17 protein-coding genes are annotated in these 16,429 nt (G+C 66.0%); 4 read left to right on the top strand and 13 right to left on the bottom strand.

Annotated elements, in window-relative coordinates:
• The first annotated feature begins 28 nt into the window (after positions 1-28).
• Positions 29-1,678: an NAD(P)/FAD-dependent oxidoreductase gene (locus QCE69_RS10420; protein WP_309930579.1), complete on the top strand. Its 1,650-nt coding sequence runs from the start codon at positions 29-31 to the stop codon at positions 1,676-1,678.
• A gap of 5 nt (positions 1,679-1,683) precedes the next feature.
• Positions 1,684-2,604, top strand: a complete 921-nt coding sequence (locus tag QCE69_RS10415) for an alpha/beta hydrolase (protein ID WP_309930576.1) — start codon at positions 1,684-1,686, stop codon at positions 2,602-2,604.
• 9 nt (positions 2,605-2,613) lie between these two features.
• Here the strand turns inward: QCE69_RS10415 and QCE69_RS10410 are convergent, their stop codons facing one another.
• The 5 genes from QCE69_RS10410 to QCE69_RS10390 form a co-directional block, all read right to left on the bottom strand.
• Positions 2,614-3,399, bottom strand: coding sequence for an IclR family transcriptional regulator (locus tag QCE69_RS10410; protein WP_309930575.1), 786 nt, complete (start codon positions 3,397-3,399; stop codon positions 2,614-2,616).
• A gap of 15 nt (positions 3,400-3,414) precedes the next feature.
• A complete protein-coding gene (locus QCE69_RS10405) occupies positions 3,415-4,284 on the bottom strand; it encodes an IclR family transcriptional regulator (RefSeq protein ID WP_309930573.1) in 870 nt (289 codons plus the stop codon).
• A 122-nt stretch (positions 4,285-4,406) separates the two neighbouring features.
• A complete protein-coding gene (locus tag QCE69_RS10400; protein ID WP_309930572.1) occupies positions 4,407-5,345 on the bottom strand; it encodes an alpha/beta hydrolase in 939 nt (312 codons plus the stop codon).
• A 26-nt stretch (positions 5,346-5,371) separates the two neighbouring features.
• Positions 5,372-6,163 carry an SDR family oxidoreductase gene (locus tag QCE69_RS10395; protein WP_309917663.1) on the bottom strand — a complete coding sequence of 264 codons (792 nt, stop codon included), beginning with the start codon at positions 6,161-6,163 and terminating at the stop codon, positions 5,372-5,374.
• Between the two features lie 43 nt (positions 6,164-6,206).
• The gene (locus tag QCE69_RS10390; RefSeq protein ID WP_309930571.1) at positions 6,207-6,779 is read right to left on the bottom strand and encodes a nuclear transport factor 2 family protein; all 573 of its coding nucleotides are present in this window, start codon (positions 6,777-6,779) and stop codon (positions 6,207-6,209) included.
• A 260-nt stretch (positions 6,780-7,039) separates the two neighbouring features.
• Here QCE69_RS10390 and QCE69_RS10385 point away from each other — a divergent pair, with 260 nt between their 5' ends.
• Positions 7,040-8,689: an NAD(P)/FAD-dependent oxidoreductase gene (locus tag QCE69_RS10385; protein ID WP_309930569.1), complete on the top strand. Its 1,650-nt coding sequence runs from the start codon at positions 7,040-7,042 to the stop codon at positions 8,687-8,689.
• Between the two features lie 47 nt (positions 8,690-8,736).
• Here QCE69_RS10385 and QCE69_RS10380 read toward each other — a convergent pair whose 3' ends face one another.
• The 7 genes from QCE69_RS10380 to QCE69_RS10350 all read right to left on the bottom strand — a co-directional run bounded on the left by QCE69_RS10380 (position 8,737) and on the right by QCE69_RS10350 (position 14,780).
• Entirely contained in the window at positions 8,737-9,384 is a 648-nt protein-coding gene (locus QCE69_RS10380) for an ATP-binding cassette domain-containing protein (protein ID WP_309917655.1), read from the bottom strand.
• On the bottom strand, positions 9,371-10,132 hold the full coding sequence (locus tag QCE69_RS10375; protein ID WP_309917651.1) for an ABC transporter ATP-binding protein: 762 nt from the start codon (positions 10,130-10,132) through the stop codon (positions 9,371-9,373). Before QCE69_RS10375 ends, QCE69_RS10380 begins: the two co-directional genes overlap by 14 nt.
• Positions 10,129-11,094, bottom strand: a complete 966-nt coding sequence (locus tag QCE69_RS10370; protein ID WP_309917649.1) for a branched-chain amino acid ABC transporter permease — start codon at positions 11,092-11,094, stop codon at positions 10,129-10,131. Before QCE69_RS10370 ends, QCE69_RS10375 begins: the two co-directional genes overlap by 4 nt.
• A 10-nt stretch (positions 11,095-11,104) precedes the next feature.
• Complete coding sequence (locus QCE69_RS10365; protein ID WP_309917646.1) at positions 11,105-11,983, bottom strand: branched-chain amino acid ABC transporter permease; 879 nt, start codon at positions 11,981-11,983, stop codon at positions 11,105-11,107.
• A 24-nt stretch (positions 11,984-12,007) separates the two neighbouring features.
• A complete protein-coding gene (locus tag QCE69_RS10360; RefSeq protein ID WP_309917643.1) occupies positions 12,008-13,231 on the bottom strand; it encodes an ABC transporter substrate-binding protein in 1,224 nt (407 codons plus the stop codon).
• A 189-nt stretch (positions 13,232-13,420) separates the two neighbouring features.
• The gene (locus tag QCE69_RS10355) at positions 13,421-14,326 is read right to left on the bottom strand and encodes an NAD(P)-dependent oxidoreductase (RefSeq protein ID WP_309930567.1); all 906 of its coding nucleotides are present in this window, start codon (positions 14,324-14,326) and stop codon (positions 13,421-13,423) included.
• 85 nt (positions 14,327-14,411) lie between these two features.
• A complete protein-coding gene (locus tag QCE69_RS10350) occupies positions 14,412-14,780 on the bottom strand; it encodes a cupin domain-containing protein (RefSeq protein WP_309930565.1) in 369 nt (122 codons plus the stop codon).
• Between the two features lie 275 nt (positions 14,781-15,055).
• On the opposite strand from QCE69_RS10350, the gene QCE69_RS10345 reads away from it, so the two are divergent.
• Positions 15,056-15,316: a hypothetical protein gene (locus tag QCE69_RS10345; RefSeq protein ID WP_309930563.1), complete on the top strand. Its 261-nt coding sequence runs from the start codon at positions 15,056-15,058 to the stop codon at positions 15,314-15,316.
• Positions 15,317-15,378: 62 nt separating this feature from the next.
• Here the strand turns inward: QCE69_RS10345 and QCE69_RS10340 are convergent, their stop codons facing one another.
• Positions 15,379-16,392: a LysR family transcriptional regulator gene (locus QCE69_RS10340; protein ID WP_309930561.1), complete on the bottom strand. Its 1,014-nt coding sequence runs from the start codon at positions 16,390-16,392 to the stop codon at positions 15,379-15,381.
• Between the last annotated feature and the right edge of the window lie 37 nt (positions 16,393-16,429).

Below are 16,429 nucleotides of genomic sequence, written 5' to 3'. Positions count from 1 at the left end.
CCTTCTCGTGAACCGATGGAGATGCTCCATGCGCCATCCTGATGTCGGTCAGGCCGGTGTCACGCCGGATGTGGACGTGATAATCGTCGGGGCGGGATTCGCGGGCCTCTATGCGCTGTACCGGTTCCGCAAGCTGGGCTTGCGGGTGCGGGCGTTCGAAGCGGGCAGCGGCATCGGCGGCACGTGGTTCTGGAACCGCTATCCCGGCGCGCGCTGCGACGTGGACAGTCTCGAGTATTCGTATTCGTTCTCCGACGACCTTCAGCAGGAATGGGACTGGCCGGACCGCTTCTCCACCCAGGCCGACATTCTTCGCTACATCCATCACGTCGCCGATCGTTTCGATCTGCGCCGCGACATTCAACTGGACACGCGCGTGCAGTCGGCGGCCTTCGACGCGTCCGGCAACCGCTGGCGCATCACCACCGCCGAAGGGCAGACCACCACCGCGCGCTTCTGCGTGATGGCGACGGGCAATCTGTCGCTGCCGCGGGTTCCGGACTTCGCGGGACTGGAGTCCTTCAAGGGCGACTGGCATCACACGGGCCGCTGGCCGAACCGACCGGTCGATTTCACGGGACGCCGGGTCGGCGTGATCGGCACCGGCTCTTCGGGCATCCAGCTTATTCCGATCATCGCGCAGCAGGCGAGCGAGCTGATCGTGTTCCAGCGCACCGCCAACTTCACGCTGCCGGCGCGCAACCGTGCGCTGTCGGCCGACGAACGCGACCGGCACAAGACGCGCTACGGATTCTGGCGTGCCGAGGCGCAGAACACGCCGTTCGGCATAGCAGGACATCCGGCGCCGACGAAGAACGCGCTCGACGACACAGCCGAAGCGCGTCTCGCGAAGTTCGAAGAGAAATGGCGCAACGGCGGCAGCATCAGCTTTCTGTATTCGTACACGGACCTGCTCACCAGCAAGGCCGCGAACGATACGGCCGCCGAATTCGTGCGCGGCAAGATCCGCAGCACGGTGAAGGATCCGGCGACCGCCGAGTTGCTCGTGCCGAAGGATCATCCGATCGGCGCGCGGCGCCTGTGTCTCGATACGGGCTACTACGAGACGTTCAACCGGCCGAACGTGAAGCTGGTCGATACGAAGTCGGCGCCGATCGTCGCGATCACGGAAACGGGCGTGCAGACCGCCGCGGCCACTTACGCGCTCGATACGATCGTGTTCGCGACCGGTTTCGACGCCATCACCGGCGCGCTCGCGGATATCGACATTCGCGGGCGCGACGGCCTGACCCTCAGGCAGAAATGGGCGCACGGGCCGCGCACCTATCTCGGGCTAATGACGGCCGGATTCCCGAACCTGTTCATCGTGACGGGGCCGGGCAGCCCGTCCGTGAAGGCGAACATGGTGTGCGCCATTGAGCAGCACCTGAACTGGATCGCCGGATGCGTCGCGATGCTCGACGCGCGCGGAAGCCGGACGATCGAGCCGGATGCGGACGCGGAAACGCGCTGGATCGAGCATGTCAACGAAACGGCCGATGCCACGCTGTATCCGCTGGCGGAGTCGTGGTACACGGGCGCGAACGTGCCGGGCAAGCCGCGCGTGTTCATGCCGTACGTGGGCGGCTATCACCGGTACAAGGCGATCTGCGAGGAAGTCGTGCGCGACGGCTATCGCGGCTTCGTCATCTCCGGCTTGCCGACGCTGGCGGTGTGAGCGTCATGGCGCTCGATCCCGACATTGCCGCGGTTTTGAAGACGCTCGAATCCGCGCCGCCGATGGAGACGCTCTCCGTCGACGCACTGCGCGCGAGTCTCGCCTTTCCGCCGCTCGAACGGCGCACGCCGGTGGGCGAGTCGGTCGCCCTGTCCATCGCGCTTGACGGCCGCGTGCTGGCCGCGCGGCTGTACCGGCCGCAGCGTGCGCGAAGCCAGGGCATCACGGTGTTCTTTCACGGCGGCGGTTTCGTGATCGGCAACCTCGACACGCACGATCACGTCTGCCGCGACCTGTGCATCGGCAGCGGCGCGGCCGTGATCGCCATCGACTACCGGCTCGCGCCCGAGCATCGCTTTCCCGCCGCCGTTCACGATTGCCTCGACGCAGTGCGCTGGGTCGAACGCCATGCGAATGCGCTCTCGGTCGATCCGGCGCGCATCGTCGTGGCAGGCGATAGTGCCGGCGGCAATCTCGCCGCGGTGACGGCGCTGCGTATCCGCGACGAAGGCGGGCCCGGGTTGCGCGCGCAGGTGCTGGTCTATCCGGTGACCGGCTACCACACGCCGCCGACGCCTTCCTATCTCGACAACCAGTCTGGCTATTCGCTGACGCGCGCGGCGATGATCCGCTTCTGGGCCGACTATCTCGCCGACGAAATGGACGCAGCGGACCCGCATGCTTGTCCCTTGCGTGCGACATCGCTCGCGGGCGTGCCGCGGGCGCTGGTCGTCACCGCCGAATTCGATCCGCTGCGCGACGAAGGTGAGGCCTACGCGCGCCGCCTTTCGGAGGCGGGCGTGGCAACCACGCTATGGCGTCACGACGGCCTGATTCACGGCTTTCTCCGCATGGGCGCCGTGTGCGCGCGGGCGCAGCAGGCGCTGCTCGACATCGCGGCGTGGATCCATGAAGCACAGCGGTAAGCGCTCAGGCTACGGCTCGTGGCGCACGTCGCGCAATTCCGTTTCGAGTTCGAGCGCAGCCTGTTTGAGCGCCGGCACGACGCGCTGCCTGACGGCGTCGATATCGCGCTGGAACCGGATTGCGCCGCAACTCAGCGACATCGGCACGGCTTCGCGGCCGATGCGGACCGGCAAGGCAATGCCATAGGCATCGCGCTGGAACTGGCCGAACGACATGCACACGCCGTTGCTGCGCAGATCGTCGAAGGCGCTGTCGATTTCGCTGCGTAGGCCTTCACGCTGCGGGCCCGCGGCCTCCAGCAGACGGGCCACATAGTGCTGCCGCTGCGGTTCGGACAGCCCCCAGAGCCATGCGCGCCCGATCGCGGTGAGGCCCATCGGCAGCAACGAACCGACGCCCAGCCGCAACGTGGCAATGCGCGCACTCGTGCGATGCGCGACATACAGCATGTCGAGCCCGTTGGGTGCAGCGAGCGCGACGGAGACGTCGAGCCGGTCGGCGAGCCGCTGCATCAGCGGATGCGCGAGCCGCGTGACGGGATTGCTCACCAGATATGCATGACCGATGCCGAACACGCCGCTCGCCAGTTCGAAGCGGGAACCGCCCGCGACACGACGAAGATAGCCGAGCTGTATCAGGGTCGAGGTCAGGCGCGAGACGGCTGATCGGGACATGCGGGTGCGCTGCGCCAGCTCGCCGTTGTTCAGCGGCGCACGTTCGGCGTGGAACGCGCGCAGGATCTGCAGGCCGCGATCCAGCGTGAGCGTGACGGGCGTGACGGGCGCGTGCGTCATCGTGAGCGGGCGGATTCAGACCGGCACCGGTACGCGGCCACGCAAGGTCTCGGCGATCGCGACGAGCCGCGGCCCCAGTTCGCGTTCGAGCCGCGCTTGCGCGAGACGGGCGGTGCGGCCGACGCAGCCCAGCACGAGCGGCGGCCGATCGGGCAGCGGCACCGGCGCGGCGACGCACGCGAGCTCCGGCTCCCATTCGCCGTGCAGCATGCCGAAGCCCAGTTCGCGCACCTGGGCGATCTTTTCGTGGGTCCGGCGGCCGATGGTCGGCCAGTTGTCGTCGGGGCGCCGTTCGAGTTCACCCAGCAGATACGCGCGTTCCGAATCCGGAAGCGCGGCGAGCAGCGCCCATCCCATCAGCGAATACGCGATATGCATGCGCATGCCGGGCCGCAGCCGCAGATCGAGCACCGCGCGGCTGCCGATCCGCGTATCCAGAATGAGAATGTCGAGCCGGTCGCGCGTGCCGAGCAGCACATAGGTATCGGTGGCTTGAGCGAGCTTCTGCATTTCAATGCCGGCGAGCCGCAGCAGATCGGGATCGGCGATGGCCGCGTAGCCGAGCGCCAGCGACGCGGCAGCCAGCGAATACTTGCGGCTTGCCTTGTCCTGATGCAGGTAGCCGAGCGCGAGCAGCGACTTCAGGAGGCGCAGCACGGTCGGCGCCGGAATGCCGGTGGCCTGTGCGATTTCCAGATTGCCCAGCCACGGCTTGTCAGGGGTGAACTCGGCAAGAATCGAGAGCCCGCGCACGAGCGGCGTCACCATCGCGCCGCCCGGCGCGCGTTCGCCGCGCGGCATTTTGGGCCACGCGGTGTCGAGGCCATGCGGACCGTTATCGGACCGGGCATCGACGTGAGTCGGCAAGGATCTGCCGGGTTGCATGCGGGTCTCCGTCGTTGGTTTGCTGTTGAGGCGCCAGGGCCGGCGCGGTGCGCTGAGTATCCCGGATGGTACAACTGCCGTGCCGGAGGCAACGCTGGGGCATGCCCGGGGTGCCGGCGGCGTCAGCGGGCCGGGCGCGCAGTCACGCTGCGAAGCCGGTCGCAGATGAAGCGAAGGCCGTCGCGGCTGCCGGGCAGCACGCCGATCATCATCAGGAAGCCATGCATCTGGCCTTGCGCGCGAAGATGATGAACCCGCACGCCGGCCTGTTCCAGCCGCAGTGCATAGGCCTCGCCCTCGTCGCGCAGCACGTCGTGCTCGGCGGTGACGACGATCGCCTCCGGCAGGCCGGAAAGATCCGGCTCGCGCAACGGCGCGGCGAGACTCGACGCCCGGGCGGATCCGGCCGGCGCGTAGTGCTTCCAGTAGGCCAGCATCGCGTCGCGCGTCGTCAGCAACTGGTTATCCGGCGCGACATACGAAGGTCGATCGAAATCGCAATCCGTCACGGGGTAGACGAGCAGCTGGGCGGCAATCGACACCGTCCGCTCGCGGCGCGCAAGCAGCGTCACCGCGATCGCGAGGTTCCCGCCCGCGCTGTCCCCGCCGACCAGCAAGGGCAGCTCGGCGCCGAGCAGCGCGGCCTGTTGTGCGGCGAGCCAGCGCACGGCCTGCCAGGCGTCGTCGACCGGTCCCGGGAACGGATGTTCCGGCGCCTTGCGATACTCGACGAGCGCCACCGCGACGCCCGCGCCCGCGGCGATCTCGCGGCACAGCGGCGTGAATTCGTCGATCCCGCCGACGACCCAGCCGCCGCCGTGGAAATACACCAGTAGCGCGTGAGGCGCTTCGGCGGGCACGAACAGGCGGGCGCGGAGCGTGCCGCCATCGACCGGGATCTCGAGCGGCACGGTCGCGCGCACCTCGGCGCCGGCGGACAGCAGCGTGCTGATGCGTGCGAACGCGCTGCGCGCTTCGTCCGGCGTCAGCAGATGGCGCGGCTTCGTCGCCGCCGCGGCGAGCGTGTCGACGAACGCGCGGGTTTCGATGTCGAGGCTCATGACGTTCGTCTCCTGATCGATTGCGTCTATCGTTGCGGCTGCAATCCGGCCAGCACGGTCTCCACGCCGCCGAACAGGTTCCAGCCCAGCGTGGCGCTCGCACCCGCATCGACGACGAGGTTCGTGCCGGTGATCGCCGCGGCGGCATCGGACAGCAGAAAGGCAATCGGCCCGGCCAGTTCGCCCGGCGAGATCACGCGACCGAGCGCCGTCTGCCGCGCCATGACGGCGGGATCGCGCTCGCCGCGCGCATAGCTGGCTTCGATCACCGGTGTGCGCACGGGCCCCGGCGAAACGGCATTCACGCGCACGCCTTGCCGCCCGAGATAGACGGCCAGCGCGCCCGCCAGGTTGATCATCGCGGCCTTCGACGGGCCGTACGCGAGGTGCGGCGTCGGCATCATGCCGGCGAGCGACGCAATCATCACGATGCTGCCGCGTTCGCGCGACGCCATGCGCAATCCGACGAGGCGGCTCACCGCATAAGCGCCGCGCGCGTTGATATCGAGGATCGCGTCCCAGACCGGCGCATCGACCTGCGCCGGACCTTGCGCCGGCGGAATCACGCCCGCCGCGAAGACGAGCCCGTCGATGTCGCCGCATTCGTGTTCGATGGTAGCGATGCACGATTCGATGGCAGCGACGTCGCCGACGTCGAGCCGGTAAGCCCGTCCGCCGGTTTCGGCGGCCACGCGTCCGGCGGCGTCCGCGTCCCGGTCGACGACGATCGGCGTCCAGTCCGCCGCGAGCGCCGCGCAGCACGCCGCGCCGATCCCGCCGGCGCCGCCCACTACGAGCGCGTTTCTGCGCAATGTCATGAATCCTCCTGCAGGGTGTCGTGTTCGTCCGGAAACCGGCCCGTCAGATCAAGCCGATTTCCGCCCTTGCCGCGAACACCGGATCGTGCGGATCACGGCGGCCGAGCGTCCAGGCCGGATCGAGCGAGTTGTCGGCGGCATCGACGAGTTGCGACTCGATGGCATCGAACACGGTACGGCGCTGCGCGATCCGCCAATCCTCGTTGCGCTTCTCGAAGCGGTCGACATAACGTCCCGACACCTGAACCCGGCTGTTCTGCGCGCTCCCGGCGTGCTGCGCGGCCAGCATCGACCGGTGCGCGCCGGCGTCCGGCGTCAGTTCCAGCCGCGCGATGAAATACGTTTCGACCGCGGCGACGGTATCGGACGCGAATTCCACGAGGCAGTTGCCGAGAAAGTGCGTCGATTTGAGGAGGCTCGGCGCATCGTGACGTTGCCTGACCCAGGCGATGAACGCGTCCCGCGTGCCTTCGAAGTCCGCATGATCGTCGCGGGCATCCTCGAAGAAGGCGGCGCGGACGAGCTCCCAGTCCCGACGATCCACGCCGCGTGCGTAGCGCAGCAGCACGTCGCGAATCAGATCCTTGTCGATCAGGCGTTGCAGGGCAGTGGACACGGCATCGCACTCCTTGGGGTTGGATGACATCCACGATGCCGAGCCGGCCAGTGCCGCGTCAACGCCCGCGACGCGAGTCTGCCGTACTTTGAAACGGGCGGCGGCTGCACGGAACGGCGACGGGCCTGACATGCCTGAACCCGGCTCCGTACCGATTTCAATGTACGGGATAAGGTTCACGTCCCGATTGATGCCTGCCGCCGTGCGGCGATTCAATGGACTCCTGCGAAGAACGATTCATTTCCCAGGAGACGATTCAGATGAACCCACACTCGAACGACGTACTGGACGCCGTCGTCGTCGGCGCCGGTTTTGCCGGGCTGTATGCGATCAAGCGTCTCACCGATGCGGGCTTCCGCATCCAGGCTTTCGAGTCCGGCGACGGCATCGGCGGCACGTGGTACTGGAATCGCTATCCCGGCGCGCGCGTGGATCTCGAGTGCTGGGACTATTCGTATTCGTTTTCGCCCGAGCTTCAGGACGAATGGGACTGGCCGGAGCGCTATCCGACGTCGGCGGAATTGATGCGCTATCTGAATCACGTCGCCGATCGTTTCGACTTGCGCCGGCACGTCCGCTTCAATACGAAAGTCGAAGCCGCCGAATTCGACGAGCAGCGCAATATCTGGCGCGTGACGACCTCCGACGGAAAGGTCACGCATGCGCGCTTCTTCGTGCCCGCGACGGGCGTGCTGTCGGTGCCGAAGCCGCCCGAGATTCCGGGGATCGGCACGTTCGCCGGCGAAAGCCATCACACGGGCCGCTGGCCGCATCACGAGGTGAATTTCGAGGGCAAGCGCGTCGGCGTGATCGGCACGGGCTCGTCGGGCATTCAGGTGATTCAGGCGCTCGCCGGAGAGTGCCGGCATCTGACGGTGTTTCAACGCACCGCCGTCTATGTGGTGCCGGCGAAGAATCATCCGCTGACGCCGGAGATGCGCGCCCGCGTGCGCGCGATCTATGCGGAACGCCGCGCGGTCAGCCGTCTTACGCGCTTCGGCATTGCGGTGCCGTTTCCGGTCGAATCGGCGCTCGACGCGACGCCGCAGGAGCGCCTGAAGAAGTACGAGAACGCATGGGAGAACAGCCAGTTGCTCGGTTTTCGCATGTGTTATGGCGACATCCTGTCGAACGAGGCCGCGAACGAGACGGTCGCCGAGTTCATTCGCGGCAAGATCGGCGAGACCGTGAAGGATCCGCAGGTCGCGGCGAAGCTGATGCCGCGCGGTTTTCCGTTCGGCACCAAGCGGCCGTGCCTCGGCGACACCTACTACGGCGTCTATAACCGCGCCGACGTGACGCTGGTCGACCTGAAGCAGACGCCGATCGATCGCGTGGTGCCGGAAGGCATCGTGACGAACCACGGCCTGCACGAACTCGACGTGCTGATCTACGCGACCGGATACGATGCGCTGACCGGCGCGCTCACGCGTATCGACGTGCGCGGCATCGATGGGCGCACGCTGACCGACAAGTGGTCGGGCGGCGCGAAAACCTATCTCGGCCTGATGACGAGCGGCTTTCCGAACCTGTTCACGGTGACGGGGCCGGGCAGTCCGGGGCCGCTCGCGAACATGTCGATGAGCATCGAGCAGCATGTGGACTGGATCACGCGCTGCATGATCGACCTGCGCAAACTGGGCGTCGAACGCATCGACGCCGATGCGCAGGCCGAAGAGGACTGGATGCAGCACGTTCAGGAGGTTGTCGCGAAGACGCTCTATCTGAAAGCGAACTCGTGGTATGTCGGGGCGAATGTTCCGGGCAAGCCGCATGTTTTCCTGCCCTATCTCGGCGGCCACGGCACCTATCGCAAGAAGTGCGACGACGTCGCGGCGGCCGGCTATACGGGCTTTCTGCTGAGCCGCGCCAGCACGCGTGAAACCGACGCGCGCAGTGCCATGGTCTGAGACGGAGCGATCCCGCCGGCGGGATCGTTCCCGCCGCGCGACGCCGTTCAGGCGGTAATGCTGCCTTTCTCGATCATGTATCGGCGGTTGCAGATCAGGTCGGTGAACTTCACATTCTGTTCCGCGATGAGCATCGCCACGCCGCGTTCGAGCAGCCGGCGCAATGCGTCGGCCAGCCGCAGCACGATGATCGGCGCCAGGCCTTCGGTGGGTTCGTCGAGCAGCAGGAGTTTCGGCTCGAGCAGCATCGCGCGGCCCATGGCCACCATCTGGCGCTCACCGCCCGACAGCTTGCCGGCGTTGCGTTCGCGCAGTTTCTTCAGCTCCGGGAACAGCTCGAAGACCGGCAGCAGGTCGTTCCCGGACGGTCTCGTCAGGCCTATCGCCAGATTCTCCGCGACGGTCAGATTCTTGAAGAGCCGTCCGCCGCTCGGAACGATCGCAATGCCGCCCTGAACGCGGCGATGCAAGGGAAGGGCGGCGAGTTCGTGACCTTCCAGAAGAATGGAACCCTTCGTGCTGTCGATCAGCCCTGCAATCGACGAGATGAAAGTGGTCTTGCCCGCGCCATTGCGGCCGACCAGCCCGACCACTTCGCCGGCCTCGATGCTGACATTGGCATTCCGTACGATCGTCACGTTGCCGTAGCCGGCGTCGAGTCCGCGAACCTGGAACATCGGCTCAGAGATTTTCACCAAAGTAGACCTCGCGGACGCGCTCGTTTGCCCTGACTTCGGCCGGGCTGCCGTTCATGATCACTTCGCCCGCCGCCAGCACGACGATCCGCGTGGCGAAGCTGAACACGATACTCATGTCGTGTTCGACGAAGAGAATGGGGATATCGTTCTTGCGCGTGATCGCGCTGATATGTTCCAGGCACTCCGCCGATTCCGCTACGCCCATGCCGGCCGTCGGTTCGTCCAGAAGCAGGATTCTCGGGTTCGACGACAGGGCGACCGCCAGTTCCAGCGAACGTTGATCGCCGTGAGAGAGCTTGCCAGCCGGAAGATGCATGCGATCGGCGAGACCCACTTCCTCAAGCAGCGCCGCCGCATGATCGCGATGCCGGCGCACCGCGAGGCCGAACGGATGCCAGGCCTGACGTTTCGCGAGCGCGATGCCGAGCTGCACGTTTTCGAGCGCGCTCAGCGTCCCGAACACGCTGCTGACCTGGAACGAGCGCGCCAGGCCCAGGCGCACCCGCCGCCAGGGCGGCATGCGGGTCACGTCCTTGCCGAAGATGCGGACCGTGCCGCTGTCCGGAATCTTGCGCCCCGTGAGCAGATCGAAGAAGGTGGTCTTGCCCGCGCCGTTCGGACCGATGATCGCCACCACCTCGCCGCTGTGGATATCGATCGAGGCGCCGCGCACCGCCGTGAAGGTGCTGAAGGACTTGGTCAGACTGTCGGCGGACAGAACCGGCTGCGCGAGTGCGGAAGTCATGCGCGCACCTCGTCGCGTGCAACCCGCCGTGAAGTCTTCAGCCTCGTGAAGACCACGCGCAGGGCGGCGCCGATGCCTTCCGGCAGGAACACCGCGCAGCAGATGACGATCAGCCCCACGGCCAGATCCGCGTGATCCGAATAGCGCTGGATGTTGGAACGGGCCAGTTCCAGCAGGATGGCGCCGGTGATCGGACCGAGGAAGGTCGAGCGGCCGCCGAGCGCCACCATCACCAGCAGTTCGGTTCCCGTGGTCCACGAGACGATGTTCGGCTCGACCGAGCGGTTGATCGCCGCGGCGACGATGCCGAGCAAGCCGCCGATCACGCCCGTGATGACGAACGCGCTGAACTCGTAGAGCCGCGGATTGCCGCCCAGCGAGGCCACCCGGTCGGCGTTGTCGCGCACGGCTCGCAAGGTCGCGCCGAACGGCGACGCCAGCAGCACCAGCAGCGCGAGGCAGATGGCGGTCGTGCTGCACACGACGAGCAGGTATTGCGCGGCTTCGCTGTCGAGCCAGGCCGGGATCAGGATGCCGACGAGGCCGTCGTCGCCTCCTGTCAGGTTGTAGTTGCGCGCCGCGAGGACATAGAACACCTGCGCGATCGCCAGGGTGAGCAGGGCGAAGAACAGCGAGCGCGCCCGCAACGCGACGGCGCCGGCGAGACAGGCCAGCACCAGCGAGATCGGGACGACGAGCAGGGCGGCCTGCCCGAACGGAATATCGAACTTGATGTTGGCGATCGCGACCGTATAAGCGCCGATTCCCAGGAACATGCCCTGGCCGACGGAGATCAGTCCCGCGTTGCCGATCAGCAGGTTCAGGGACATCGCGGCGCCGGCGAAGAGTGCGACGCGGGCGATGGAATGCAGCCGCACTTCGGGAATGACCAGCACCAGCGCGGCGCAGAACGCGCCAATGGCGAGGATGAGCACGATCTGCCGGAGGGAGAGGCGTTCCACGGGGCGTTCCTCAATGCTGAATGATGGTGCGAAGTCCGGAAGGCTTGACGACGAGAACCAGCACCATGAGTGCGAAGACGACGATTTCGCTGCCCTGGTCGATGAAGATCGTCGACACCGCTTCCGCGACGCCGACAACGATGGCGGCCGTCAGCGCGCCCCACACTGAGCCGAGTCCGCCGATGACGATGATCGCGAAGGCGATCACGACCATCTGGACATCGAGGGTGGCATTGACGGCGCCCCGGGGCGCGGCGACGACACCCGCGACCCCGGCAAGCAGGGCCGAAAGCGCCATGACCTTGGTGCGCAGCACTTTCACATCGACGCCGACTGCACCGAGCATGGCCGGATCGTCGACGGCCGCCCGGATCAGCCTGCCGGTCCGGCTCCTGGCGAGCAGATACCAGAGTCCGCAGGAGACGATGGCCGTCACCACGATCACGGCCACCTGATACTGCGCGATGCGAATCCCGCCGACTTCGACAAAGCCGCGCAGCAGATCGGGCGCCGCGACCGAGCGGGGCAGGGAGCCGAACATCCAGCGGATCAGGTTGTTGATGACGAGAACCAGCCCGAACGTCAGAAGCAGCTGCCCCCAGATGCCGCCCGCATAGACTCGTCTGAAGAGCGAGACTTCCAGCGCGGCGCTGAGCACCACCATGATCACGGGCACGACCAGCAGCGCGACGGGCAGCCCGAGGTTCGGGCCGAGCTGCATCACGATGGTGGTGGCGGAGAACGCCGCGATCATGAAGAACGACCCGTGCGCGAGATTGACGACGCCGAGCGCGCCCCAGACCAGCGTGAGCCCCGACGCGACGAGGAAGTACAGCGCGCCGGTGGCGATACCGGTCAGGATTTGAGCGAAGAACAATTGCAGGGACATCGGCCGCTCCTCGTCGAGTCGTGATTACTTGCCGCGCATGGATCGCAGGGCCTCTTCGGTCGGACGGACCGTCTGGCCGGGGATGATGTCCGTGATGTTCAATACGGGCTGACCGAATGCGGGATCCTGCGCAACGGTGCCGATATAGATCGGCACCTCGGCCTGATGATCGAACTTGCCGATGCGGAACGCGCCTCGTACCGACTGGAATTCGCCGTCGTCGAGCGTCTTGATGACGTCGGCCGGTTCGATCGATTTCGCCCGGGTCGCGGCTTGCGCCCATGTCATCACGCAGTCGTAGGCCAGCGTCGTCCAGTCGGACGGGTACGAGCCGTACACCTTCTTGTAGCCTTCGATATAGGCCTTGCTCTCCGGCGACGACGTGAGGAGCAGATTGGCCGGCGCTCTCTGGAAGCCTTCGGTGCCGACCGCGGCATCCGCGCCGAGGGCTTTCAGCGTGTTGCCGTCATAGAGCGCCATGAACTTGTTGTCGATCTGCTTGAAAAAGCCCAGCGCACGGGCCTGCTTCGTGAAAGTGATGAGATCGGAGCCGAACAGGAAGGTCCAAACGTAGTCCGGCTTGGCCGCCAGAATCTTGTTCAGCGACGCGGAGTAGTCCGTCGCCCCGAACTTCGGATATTCCTCGACGACGATCTCGGCCTTCGGATTGAGTTCCTTGATCGACTGCTTGAAGCGGTTCGCGCCCGAGCGCCCGCCGGCGTAGTCCGCCGAGACCACGGCGTAGCGCACGTACGGCTTCTTGGCGAGGCGCGCGGCGAGGGCGCGCGCTTCCATGTACGAACTCGCGCCGATCTGGAACACGTAGGGATGGAAGTCCTTGATCGTGATGTCGTCCGAGTTGGCCGAGTTGGCGCACATCGGCACCTTGAAGCGGGCCGCCACAGCCTTGCTCACGGCGATGGCGCTCGCGGACGATTGTGGCGAAGTCAGGAATTTGGCGCCGTCGCGCACGAGGCTGGTCGCCTGATCGACGGCGCGCTGCGGATTGGTGCCGTTGTCCTGATAGCGCAGATCCAGCTTCTGGCCGAGCACCCCGCCGCGATCGTTCACCACCTTCACCGCGTATTGCGTGCCGTTGAGGACGTCGCGTCCGACATCGGCGGCGGCGCCGCTCAGGTCGAAGGAACCTGCAATCGGGATCGTGCCTTCGGCGCGCACCAGGTTCGGAGACGCGAATCCGCCCATCACCGTCAGCATCGTGAAACATGCAATGCGCATCCTGCTCATGGTGTCCCCTTCCTTTTCTTGTTCAAGCTCTCGTACGCAGCAGCGTCGACGCTATCGGTTGTGCAGCGAGCTTTCCGTCACGGTCCGGAACACATGAGCATCCGGGTGAACGCATTACATAGGCGAAGCCGGCGACAGACAACACACGGTGCGCAACTGTTCCGCGATGCGAAAGTGCGCCCGATGCCGCTACGTCACGCGGCGGACTTCCGCTCCGCCGCGTTCCTCGATCAGCTTGAGAATCGACGAGAAGTCCCGCTCGCCCCAGCCTTTCTGCGCGGCCTCGTCCCAGATCTGCGCGGCGGCCTGCATGACCCGGGCCGGCACGCCCAGCGTGGTGGCCTCGTCGAGGCCGAGATGGACGTCCTTCTCGACGATCGAAAGTCGTGCGCCGAAGTCGAAGCTGCGCGGCAGCGCCACGCGAGCCAGGATGTCGTCCGCCGAGGCGCTGTGTCCGGTTCCGGCGCGCAGCACCTCGAACATGACGGCCGCGTCGAGCCCGGCCTTGGCGCCCATCACGAGGCCCTCGGATGCGGCGACGAGATTGGTGGCCATCAGCGTGTTGTTGATGAGCTTCATGAGCTGCGCCTGGCCGGGCCGGTCGCCGAGCACGTAGACCTGCTTGCCGATGCGCGCGAGCCACGGCGTGACCTGCGCGACAGCCTGCGCCGGACCTGCGGCCATCATCGCGAGCCTGCCTTCGCGCGCGGCCGGCGGGCCGCCGCTGATCGGCGCGTCGACGGTCTGGATGGATCGTGCGGCCAATCCATCGGCAATCGATTCGATGCAGGTCTTGCCGATCGTCGACATCTCGACATGGACGCGGATCGCGCTGCCCTGCGCGACGCCTTCCGGACCCAGCGCGACCGCTTCGGCGACTTCGCGGCTCGGCAGGCAGGCGAACACGATCGCGGCGGCGTCGGCGACCTGGCGCGGTGAATCATGTGCGATGGCGCCCCGGGCGACCAAGCGGCTGGCCGCCGCCGGAGAAGGGTCGTGGATATGCAGGGCGACATCGTCGGCGAGGAGGCGCTCGGCCATCGAGCCACCCATCTGACCGAGCCCGATGAAGCCAATTGCTGTCTTGTTCGGCATGGGAATCCTGATTCTGGATGCGCGTCGTGTGCTGCCGGGGGGCTGCGGGGCCGCAGGGCCGCACGTTCGGTTGATCCGGCGGAACTCAGTCCGGGTAGTAGTGCATCTCGAGCAGGACGCATCCGCCCTCGGAGCGGATCGGTCCGTGGGGTGTGCCGGGCGGCCGGCGCACGAATGCCTGTTCGGTGAACGTGCCGAAGGCCGCAGCCTGCCGGATGCCGTGGACATCGCCGGAGAGCAGGAACGTCTCTTCGAAGTAATCGTGAACCAGCGGGTCCCGGGTTTCGACGCCCGGGGCGAACCGCACGAGGCGCGTGCGCCGGCCCTTTTTGCCTGGTTCGTCGAAATCGCTGGCGAGCGTGAGCACTTCGACGCCTTCGAAGCCGGCCAGGGGTTTCCACCCGGTGGAATCGATGAGGCGGAGGGTATCGGTGCTATTGCCTGGCGTATCCATGTTCCTTCCTGTTACGCGTGTTCGATCCGGTTCATCGCGCGTTGGCCGTGACCGCGCTTGCGCTGACATCGCCGCGCGGGCTTGAAATGCCTGATCTGCTGTGTCGATGGTAGGAAGGAGCGGAAATCGCGGTCAACCGGGCGGCACGATGAGTTCCGTACATTGGAAGCTGGCGCGGTCGCGGGGGGAAAGGACGAACCGCTGCGTCGGCCTTGTCCGGAAGTCGACATCTTCCGCCGTTGTCCGCGCTCATATGACGCCGGACAATTGAGTCCGTGATCGAGTGGTTCGCGGCCACGTCCATGCCCGATGTGCGGCTTGGAGCAACGTCCTCCGGAGCCGAGCTGAAGATTCAACAGGAGTATTCGATGTCCGTATCACGCACGCCAGGATTTTGTGCCCTTTGCAAGTCGCGTTGCGGATCAGTCATGGTGACGGAAAACGGGAAATTCATCGGACAGGAGCCGAATCCCGAACACCCGACCGGCGTGGCCTTGTGCGTGAAAGCTTCACGCGTGATCACCGATCGGCCGTGAGACAACTTCTCGAAGACAGTGTGCAAGGCTTCTCTCGTCGTCGGTGAAGTCGAGCCGGCCATTCACTGCGCCAGATCGGCAGCGGCCATCTCGATGATCCAGTCGACGAACGTCCTGATCGCCACAGTGGCACGGCCTTTGGGATAGACAATCGAAACCGGCACCGGACGGCATCGTGCCTGTGCGAGCACTTCCTTCAACCGCCCGCTTTGCAGAAACGGCGCTACCGCGAACTCCGAGACCTGGATCAGACCGAGTCCTTCGAGACCGCACTGAACGTAAGCCTCGGTGTCATTGATCGAGAAGCGGCTGCGGAGCGTCATGCTCATATCCTTGCCGTCCACGCTGAAGCGCCAGTCGAGCGGCCGGCCGGTCGCGTTCGACAGGTAGTTGACGATACGGTGAGCGCTCAGCGCGGCCACGGACTCCGGCTCGCCATATCGCTTCAGATAGCGAGGCGCAGCGCAGGTCAGCCAGGCGAGCCTGCCTAACGGTCGCGCGATGAGACCCGAGTCCGCGAGCGACCCGGTGCGAATCACGCAATCGATACCTTCGTGGATGAGATCGGAAGGACGATCGCTTAAGCCGAGCACCAGCTCGATGTCGGGAAAGCGAGTTTCGAACTCATGCAGGCGAGGCAACACGATTGAACGGCCGATGACCCCCGGCATATCCACCCGAACCCGCCCGCGTGGTCCGGCGGCGGTTGCCGAGAGCTGGCTTTCCGAGTCGGCGACCTCGGCCAGAATGCTCTGGCAGGAAGCCAGGTAGCGCGCGCCCGCCTCGGTGAGGCTGAGACTTCTCGTGCTTCGGCGCAGCAGGGCGGTGCCGAGATGCGCTTCGAGATTCTTCACGATCGTCGTCACCGATGATCGTGGCATCGCCAGCGTTTCCGCCGCCTTGCTGAAGCTTCGTGCTTCGACGACTCTCACGAACGTTGCCATTGCCAGAAGTTTGTCCATGAGCGGTCTGCGCAGCGAATGCCGATAACGCTTCCATGTTACCAACCCTGCGCGCTGCTCGCGCCATCGCTTTCTGTATTCACACGCGACGAACAATGAATAGCGCTTGCACACCTACACTCCGAAGCGTTCAAGGCTCATCTTCATGCGA

Origin of the sequence: Caballeronia sp. LZ032 (genome assembly GCF_031451315.1) — a bacterium.
Taxonomy (GTDB): Bacteria; Pseudomonadota; Gammaproteobacteria; order Burkholderiales; family Burkholderiaceae; genus Caballeronia.
Note: the sequence above shows the minus strand (reverse complement) of the source record. Positions and strands in the feature narration are given on the sequence as shown.

What these genes read in the sequence shown, in the direction of transcription:
- QCE69_RS10420 (WP_309930579.1), top strand. Translation starts at nt 29, where the DNA reads ATGCGCCATCCTGATGTCGGTCAGGCCGGTGTCACGCCGGATGTGGAC.
- QCE69_RS10415 (WP_309930576.1), top strand. Translation starts at nt 1,684, where the DNA reads ATGGCGCTCGATCCCGACATTGCCGCGGTTTTGAAGACGCTCGAATCC.
- QCE69_RS10410 (WP_309930575.1), bottom strand. Translation starts at nt 3,399, where the DNA reads ATGACGCACGCGCCCGTCACGCCCGTCACGCTCACGCTGGATCGCGGC.
- QCE69_RS10405 (WP_309930573.1), bottom strand. Translation starts at nt 4,284, where the DNA reads ATGCAACCCGGCAGATCCTTGCCGACTCACGTCGATGCCCGGTCCGAT.
- QCE69_RS10400 (WP_309930572.1), bottom strand. Translation starts at nt 5,345, where the DNA reads ATGAGCCTCGACATCGAAACCCGCGCGTTCGTCGACACGCTCGCCGCG.
- QCE69_RS10395 (WP_309917663.1), bottom strand. Translation starts at nt 6,163, where the DNA reads ATGACATTGCGCAGAAACGCGCTCGTAGTGGGCGGCGCCGGCGGGATC.
- QCE69_RS10385 (WP_309930569.1), top strand. Translation starts at nt 7,040, where the DNA reads ATGAACCCACACTCGAACGACGTACTGGACGCCGTCGTCGTCGGCGCC.
- QCE69_RS10375 (WP_309917651.1), bottom strand. Translation starts at nt 10,132, where the DNA reads ATGACTTCCGCACTCGCGCAGCCGGTTCTGTCCGCCGACAGTCTGACC.
- QCE69_RS10365 (WP_309917646.1), bottom strand. Translation starts at nt 11,983, where the DNA reads ATGTCCCTGCAATTGTTCTTCGCTCAAATCCTGACCGGTATCGCCACC.
- QCE69_RS10360 (WP_309917643.1), bottom strand. Translation starts at nt 13,231, where the DNA reads ATGAGCAGGATGCGCATTGCATGTTTCACGATGCTGACGGTGATGGGC.
- QCE69_RS10355 (WP_309930567.1), bottom strand. Translation starts at nt 14,326, where the DNA reads ATGCCGAACAAGACAGCAATTGGCTTCATCGGGCTCGGTCAGATGGGT.
- QCE69_RS10350 (WP_309930565.1), bottom strand. Translation starts at nt 14,780, where the DNA reads ATGGATACGCCAGGCAATAGCACCGATACCCTCCGCCTCATCGATTCC.